This is a genomic window from Streptomyces sp. F001 (assembly GCF_004187715.1).
GTDB lineage: Bacteria > Actinomycetota > Actinomycetes > Streptomycetales > Streptomycetaceae > Streptomyces > Streptomyces flavusporus.
On sequence record NZ_QZWF01000082.1, the window covers coordinates 1 to 7,060 of the forward strand.

Sequence of the window (7,060 nt, forward strand, 5' to 3'; positions counted from 1 at the left end):
AGTCCCCACCGCCGAAGCCGCCCCAGCCACCGCTGAAGTCGTCGGTGTTGAAGTCCGCGCCGGAGACGTCACCGCCCTCATAGCCGCCGGCGCCGAAGTCGCCGTAACCGGAGCCGTAGTCGGCGGCGTACGCCGGCGTGGACATCAGGCTGCCGAGCATCGTGCCGATGAGCAGTCCGGGGAGGATGCCGCCCCCGAAGTAACCGCCGGCCCAGGGGCCGTAGGCCGGGCCCGCCTCCCAGTACGGACGGCGGCCGTATTCGGTGTCCACCTCACGCACCATGGGGTCGGCACCGTCGGCGAGGCGGGCCTGGTCCGCCGCACAGACCGGGACCTCGCGGGTCGCGCCGCCGGACGGTGTCCAGGTGGCGTCGGCGACCGAGGGGCCGTGGCGCGGGTCGAAGAAGCAGGGCGGGCGACGCTCGGGGAGCGGGCGGCCCTCGCGGCGGGCGGCCAGGGCGGAGAGCGAGAAGCGGCCGTCCTCCACCGACTGGGTCACCGCGCGTACGTCCTCGGGTTTCTGCGCGGCCGCCATGAGCGACTTCGCCTTGTCGTACGCGTCCAGCGCGCGTTCGTAGTCCGCGCGCATGGCGTCGTCGGCGCCGGGTTCGGCGGGGTGGAAGTCCAGCCGGTCCAGTTCCTCGCCGAAGGCCGTGATGTCCTCGTCGACCACGACGCGCAGCTTCTCCAGCGCCGCCCGCTGGTCCTCCTCGTGGCGGCGGCGGTTGCGGCGGACCAGCGTGTACGCGCCCGCGCCCCCGGCCACCAGCACCGCACCGAAGGTGATCAGGGCGGTCGTCGACACGCCGTCACCGGTGCCCTCGCTCCAGCTGCTCGGCGCCGCGCCGCCCACGTTGCGCAGCGCGCCGTCGACGAAGTCGTTCAGCTGGGCCTTGGCGTCGCCCGCGCTCTGCACGGACGTGACCAGATTGGACACGGCATTGCGGCTGAGCACGGCGCTGTCGGCCCGCGCGTCGAACTCGTCGCCGAGCCGGATGCCGTACAGGCCTGTGACGCCGGTTTCCGTGCGCAGGTTCTGGAAGAGGTTCTGCGTGGGGTAATCGGACGGGAGGACCGCCACGAAGACGGGCTTGTCCGCGTCCCGGATCTTGTCGGCGAGCGCGTCGGCGTCCGACTCCGACAGCACGTCGGACGCGGCCGGGTCCACGTAGACCGGACTCTCGCGCAGGGCCTCGGCGACCTTGGACAGGTCGGTGGCCGCGTACGCGCCGGGCGCACCGGCCAGCAGCACCGCCAGCACGGCGGCGACAGGCACGATCAACAGGCGTAGGAGCCTTTGTACCAGCGCACCCTTCATACGTTCGAAGCTACCTGAACAGGGGCAGAAACGGACATCGGTCCCGGGGAGGAATTCCCCGGGACCGGCACCCACGCTCTACGCGGCGGGTTCCACGCCGGCCCGCAGCAGGCCGTAGGTGTACGCGTCCTCGAGGGCCTGCCACGACGCGGCGATGACGTTCTCCGCGACGCCCACCGTCGACCACTCCCCCGCCCCGTCGGACGTGGAGATCAGGACGCGGGTCGTGGACTGGGTGCCGTGCTTGCCCTCGAGGATGCGGACCTTGTAGTCGACCAGCTCGAGTTTGGCGAGCTGCGGGTAGATCTTCTCCAGTGCGACGCGCAGGGCGCGGTCGAGAGCGTTGACCGGGCCGTTGCCCTCCGCGGTCGCAACGATGCGCTCGCTCTTGGCCCACAGCTTCACGGTGGCCTCGTTGGCGTGGCTGCCGTCGGGGCGGTCCTCGACGATCGCGCGCCAGGACTCGACCTCGAAGTACTTCAGAGGCTTGCCCTCGACCTCGGTGCGCAGCAGCAGTTCGAAGGAGGCGTCGGCGGCCTCGTACGTGTAGCCCTTGAGCTCGCGCTCCTTCACGCGCTCGACGACCCGGCCGACCACCTCGCGGTCGCCGCCGAGGTCGATGCCGAGCTCCTTGCCCTTGAGCTCGACGGAGGCGCGGCCCGCCATGTCGGAGACCAGCATGCGCATGGTGTTGCCGACCAGTTCGGGGTCGATGTGCTGGTACAGGTCCGGGTCGACCTTGATGGCGGAGGCGTGCAGGCCCGCCTTGTGCGCGAAGGCGGACACGCCTACATAAGGCTGGTGCGTGGACGGGGTGAGGTTCACGACCTCCGCGATGGCGTGGCTGATGCGCGTCATCTCGCGGAGGTGGCCCTCGGGCAGCACCTTCTTGCCGTACTTCAGCTCCAGGGCCGCCACGACCGGGAAGAGGTTGGCGTTGCCGACGCGCTCGCCGTAGCCGTTCGCCGTGCACTGCACATGGGTCGCGCCCGCGTCCACCGCGGCGAGGGTGTTGGCGACCGCGCAGCCCGTGTCGTCCTGGGCGTGGATGCCGAGCCGGGCGCCGGTGTCGGCCAGGACCGTGGAGACGACCGCCTGGATCTGCGCCGGGAGCATGCCGCCGTTGGTGTCGCACAGCACGACGACGTCGGCGCCGGCCTCCGATGCCGTACGGACGACGGCCTTGGCGTACTCGGGGTTCGCGCGGTAGCCGTCGAAGAAGTGCTCGCAGTCGACGAAGACGCGGCGGCCCTGCTCGCGCAGGTACGACACCGTGTCGCGGACCATCGCGAGGTTCTCGTCGAGCGTGGTGCGCAGGGCCAGTTCCACATGCCGGTCGTGGGACTTGGCGACCAGCGTGATCACCGGGGCGCCCGCGTCCAGAAGAGCCTTGACCTGCGGGTCCTCGGCAGCGGTGGTGCCGGCGCGGCGGGTGGCGCCGAAGGCGACGAGCTGGGCGTGCCGGAAGTCGATCTCCTGCTGGGCGCGGGCGAAGAACTCGGTGTCCCGCGGGTTGGCGCCCGGCCAGCCCCCCTCGATGAAGCCCACACCGAAGTCGTCCAGGTGCCGTGCGATGGCCAGCTTGTCCGCGACGGTGAGGTTGATGCCCTCTCGCTGGGCGCCGTCGCGCAGGGTCGTGTCGAAGACGTGGAACGAGTCGTCCAGCTCGCTGGTTTCCGTCATGGTCTGAAGGCTCCTGATGTATGGATCTCGGTCAGTACCGGAATGACCGGTTCCACCGTCCTCCCATGATCCCGCGCGCTGAGCCTCCGGCTGAAGGTGGGCCAGAAATGCGAAAAACCTCTCGCGGGTGCGAGAGGTCTGCGCGCGGGTCGAGGACGACGGTGTCCGCCCGTACGTGGTCGTACGTGGCGGTCACTGCGGACCGGCGCGCCTGCTGCCAATAATCGTGGCGAACGAGAGCACGGGGGCAGTCTGGCACAACCTGCCCCCGGCCTCATCGCCGTCTCAGAATGCGAACCCCGGGTGACTCAGCGCATACGTCACGCCTGGCGGCACCGGTTCGTGACCGGTCAGGTGTCCGCGGGGAGATGCTCGTCCAGGAACTCCCGGACGTGGCCGAGAACCTGCCCCCGGTCCGTCCCCCGCAGCCCGATCGCCACATGGATGGAGAAGCCGTCCAGCAGCGCGCGCAGCCGGGCTGCGAAGCGGTCCGGGTCGACCGGGCGGAACTCGCCGCGCGACACCCCCTCGGCGAGCAGCGCCACCAGGTCGCGATGCCAGGCGCCCTCGATCGCGGACTGCCGGTCGCGGGCGCCGTCGTCGGCGTTCTGCGAGCGGTTCCAGACCTCCAGCCAGAGGGTCCAGTGCGGGTCGCGGTGGCCGTCGGGAACATACAGGTCGACGTAGGCGTCGAGGCGTTCGCGGGCCGTGGCCGTGCGGCTGAGCAGCCGGCCGCGCTCGACGCCGAGCCGGCCCTCGCTCCACTCCAGGGTCTGCAGCAGCAGCTCGTCCTTGGAGTGGAAGTAGTAGAGCAGGTGACCGCTGCTCATGCCGACCTCGCGGCCGAGCGCCGCCATGGTGAGCTTCTCCAGACCGCGCTCGGCGATCATCTCCATGGCGGCGGCGAGGACGGCCTCGCGGGGCGGGGCGTTCTTCCGCGCACCGGCCATCCGACGGCTCCTAGATCTTCGGCTGCTGTTGCGTGATGCAGTGGATGCCTCCACCACCCACGAAGATCGTACGGGCGTCCACCAGCGTCACGGTCCGCTCGGGGAAGAGGCGGCGGAAGATGCCGGCGGCGAGTTCGTCGCGCGGGTCGTCGAAGGCGCACAGCACGACGCCGCCGTTGCAGAGGTAGTGGTTGATGTAGGAGTAGTCGGCCCAGTGGCCGTCGGTCTCCAGGACGGTCGGGGCGGGCACCTCGACGACCTCCAGGCGGCGGCCGCGGGCGTCGGTCTGCGCCCTCAGCAGGCCGATGATCTCCTTGGTCACCTCGTGGTCGGGGTGCGCCGGGTCGGGCTGATGGTGGGCGACCACGACGCCGGGGCGGGCGAAGGCGGCGACGATGTCGACATGGCCGAGGGTGCCGAAGCCGTACGGGGGGTAGTCGCCGGTGAGGCCGCGCGGCAGCCAGATCGCCTTGCGGGTGCCGAGATGGGCGTGGATCTCCGCCTCGACCTCCTCGCGCGTCCAGTCCGGGTTGCGCTCGGGGCCGAGCTGCACGGTCTCCGTGAGCAGGACCGTGCCCTCGCCGTCGACATGGACGGCGCCGCCCTCGTTGACGAGCTCCGAGGTGTACGTCCTTGCGGAACCCGCCAGGTCCGAGACATACGCGGCGATCTTCGCGTCGTGCTCCCAGCGAGCCCAGGACTGGGCTCCCCAGCCGTTGAACGTCCAGTCGACCGCGGCGAGTTCACCGTTGCCGTCGCTGAGGAACGTGGGGCCGATGTCGCGCATCCAGGCGTCGTCGAGGTGGCGTTCGACGGTGTCGATTCCCTCGCCCAACAGGCTTTTCGCTTCCGCCGACTGTCCGGGGCCGCACACCACCGTCACCGGCTCGAAGCGGCGGATCGTGCGGGCGACCGACGCCCAGGCGACCCGGGCCGCGACGAGGTCGTCCGGGTCGTCGAAGGTGGGGTTGGGGCCCGGCCACGCCATCCAGGTGCGCTCGTGCGGGGTCCACTCGGCGGGCATGCGGAAGCCGTCGGCGGCGGGGGTGGTCATTTCGCGGAGCCTCACAGGAAGTACAGGCGGTTGAGGGAGACGGACTCGGCCGGCTCGGAGCGGAGCGGCTCGCCGTCCAGGGTGACCAGGCCGGTGCGCTGGTCGACGTCGACGGATCCGGTACGGGAGTTGAGGCGCAGGTCGGCGGGGCCGATGCCGCGAGTGCCGCGGACGGCGACCCTGCGGCGGCGCGTCGGCATGGAGTCCCGGCCCTGGTCCACGGCCGCCTGTGCGACGAAGGCGACCGAGATGTCGGCGGGCGTGGCACCGTATGCCCCGAACTGCGGCCCCAGGACCAGCGGTTCGCAGGTGTCGGTCGCCGCGCCCGGGTCACCGACCACGCCGTACGCCGGGAAGCCCGCCTTCAGCACGAGCTGCGGCTTGGCCCCGAAGTACTCCGGCCGCCACAGCACGATGTCGGCCAGCTTGCCGACCTCGATCGACCCGACCTCGTGGGAAAGGCCGTGTGCGATGGCCGGGTTGATGGTCAGCTTCGCCATGTAGCGCAGGACGCGCTCGTTGTCGTGCTCGTCCGGGGCGCCGAGCTCGGCCTTCATCTTCCCGGCCATCGCGAACGTACGGCGGACGGTCTCGCCGGCCCGGCCCATGCCCTGCGCGTCCGACGAGGTGATGCCGATCGCGCCCAGGTCGTGCAGCACGTCCTCGGCGCCCATCGTCCCGGCGCGGATGCGGTCGCGGGCCATGGCGGCGTCGCCCGGCAGGTCGGTTTTCAGGTCGTGGACGGAGACGATCATGCCGTAGTGCTCGGCGACCGCGTCCCGGCCGAAGGGGAGGGTGGGGTTGGTGGAGGAACCGATGACGTTCGGAACTCCCGCCATCTTCAACACGTTCGGCACGTGTCCGCCGCCGCAGCCCTCGATGTGGAAGGCGTGGATGGTGCGGCCCTCAAGGACGCGGAGGGTGTCCTCCACGGACAGGCACTCGTTCAATCCGTCACTGTGCAGGGCGACTTGGACGTCGTACTCCTCGGCGACCCGGAGCGCGGTGTCCAACGCCCGCGTATGGGCGCCCATGTCCTCGTGCACCTTGAAGCCACTCGCGCCACCCTCGGCGAGCGCCTCGATCAGGGGAGCTGCCACCGAGGACGAACCCCGCCCCAGGAACCCGATGTTGACCGGCCAGGCGTCGAAGGCGTTGAACGCATGCCTGAGCGCCCACGGCGAGTTGACCCCGACCCCCCACACCGGCCCGAACTCCTGCCCGATGACCGTGGTCACGCCGGATGCCAGCGAGGCCTCCATGATGCGCGGCGACAGCAGGTGGACGTGAGTGTCGACGGCCCCGGCGGTGGCGATGAGCCCCTCCCCGGACACGATCGAGGTGCCCGTGCCGACCACGACGTCGACCCCGTCGAGGGTGTCGGGGTTGCCGGCCCGCCCGATGGCATGGATCCGGCCCTCGCGGATGCCGATGGAGACCTTGCGTATGCCCTGCGCCGCGTCGATGACGACGACGTTGCTGATGACGACGTCACAGGTCTCGCGGACGGCGGCGGCCTTGAGGTGCAGTCCGTCCCGGGCGGTCTTGCCGAAACCGGCGAGGAACTCGTCGCCGTACTGCTGGGAGTCGGACTCGACACGGATCACCAGCCCCGAGTCGCCCAGACGGATGCGGTCGCCCGCGCGCGGGCCGTGCGTACCGGCGTACTCGTACGGATTCACCGCTCAGCTCCCAGATATCCACAGGCAGCGGCCCTGCGCAGGGCCTCTTCCTTCGCCCCCGGCGCGTCCAGCGCCCCGTCGACCAGACCGGCGAAGCCGATCGCGATGCGGTCACCCCCGATCGGCACGAGCCCGACCTCGACGCTCTCTCCCGGCCCGAAGCGCACGGAGGACCCGGCGGGGACGGCGAGCCGCATGCCGTAGGCCTGCGCGCGGTCGAAGGCGAGCCGCGGGTTGGCCTCGAAGAAGTGGAAGTGCGAGGTCACGGACACCGGCACGGTGGCGGTGTTGGTGACCGTCAGCCGGACGACCGCCTCGGGCTCGGCATGCTCGGGCCCCGGCAGCAGCGCCCCCGGGCCCTGCTCCCCCAGCC

General features: G+C 71.0%; 6 protein-coding genes. All 6 read right to left on the bottom strand.

Annotation, left to right across the window (positions count from 1 at the left end; translation table 11 throughout):
• A partial coding sequence (locus StrepF001_RS43680; protein ID WP_129803625.1) for a hypothetical protein occupies positions 1-1,318 on the bottom strand: 1,318 nt, incomplete at its 3' end.
• A 78-nt stretch (positions 1,319-1,396) separates the two neighbouring features.
• On the bottom strand, positions 1,397-3,001 hold the full coding sequence (cimA, locus tag StrepF001_RS43685) for a citramalate synthase (protein WP_129803626.1): 1,605 nt from the start codon (positions 2,999-3,001) through the stop codon (positions 1,397-1,399).
• 350 nt (positions 3,002-3,351) lie between these two features.
• On the bottom strand, positions 3,352-3,951 hold the full coding sequence (locus StrepF001_RS43690; RefSeq protein ID WP_129803627.1) for a TetR/AcrR family transcriptional regulator: 600 nt from the start codon (positions 3,949-3,951) through the stop codon (positions 3,352-3,354).
• Between the two features lie 10 nt (positions 3,952-3,961).
• A complete protein-coding gene (locus tag StrepF001_RS43695) occupies positions 3,962-5,005 on the bottom strand; it encodes an agmatine deiminase family protein (protein ID WP_129803628.1) in 1,044 nt (347 codons plus the stop codon).
• Positions 5,006-5,016: 11 nt separating this feature from the next.
• Positions 5,017-6,687 (bottom strand): urease subunit alpha, encoded by a 1,671-nt coding sequence (locus StrepF001_RS43700; protein ID WP_129803629.1) that lies wholly within the window; start codon positions 6,685-6,687, stop codon positions 5,017-5,019.
• Positions 6,684-7,060: urease subunit beta (ureB, locus tag StrepF001_RS43705; protein ID WP_129803630.1), on the bottom strand; the 377-nt coding region annotated here is incomplete at its 5' end. The genes ureB and StrepF001_RS43700, both read right to left, overlap by 4 nt.

Excerpts from the sequence above, each read along its gene's own strand:
- StrepF001_RS43695 (WP_129803628.1), bottom strand. The coding sequence starts at position 5,005 with ATGACCACCCCCGCCGCCGACGGCTTCCGCATGCCCGCCGAGTGGACC.
- cimA (WP_129803626.1), bottom strand. The coding sequence starts at position 3,001 with ATGACGGAAACCAGCGAGCTGGACGACTCGTTCCACGTCTTCGACACG.
- StrepF001_RS43690 (WP_129803627.1), bottom strand. The coding sequence starts at position 3,951 with ATGGCCGGTGCGCGGAAGAACGCCCCGCCCCGCGAGGCCGTCCTCGCC.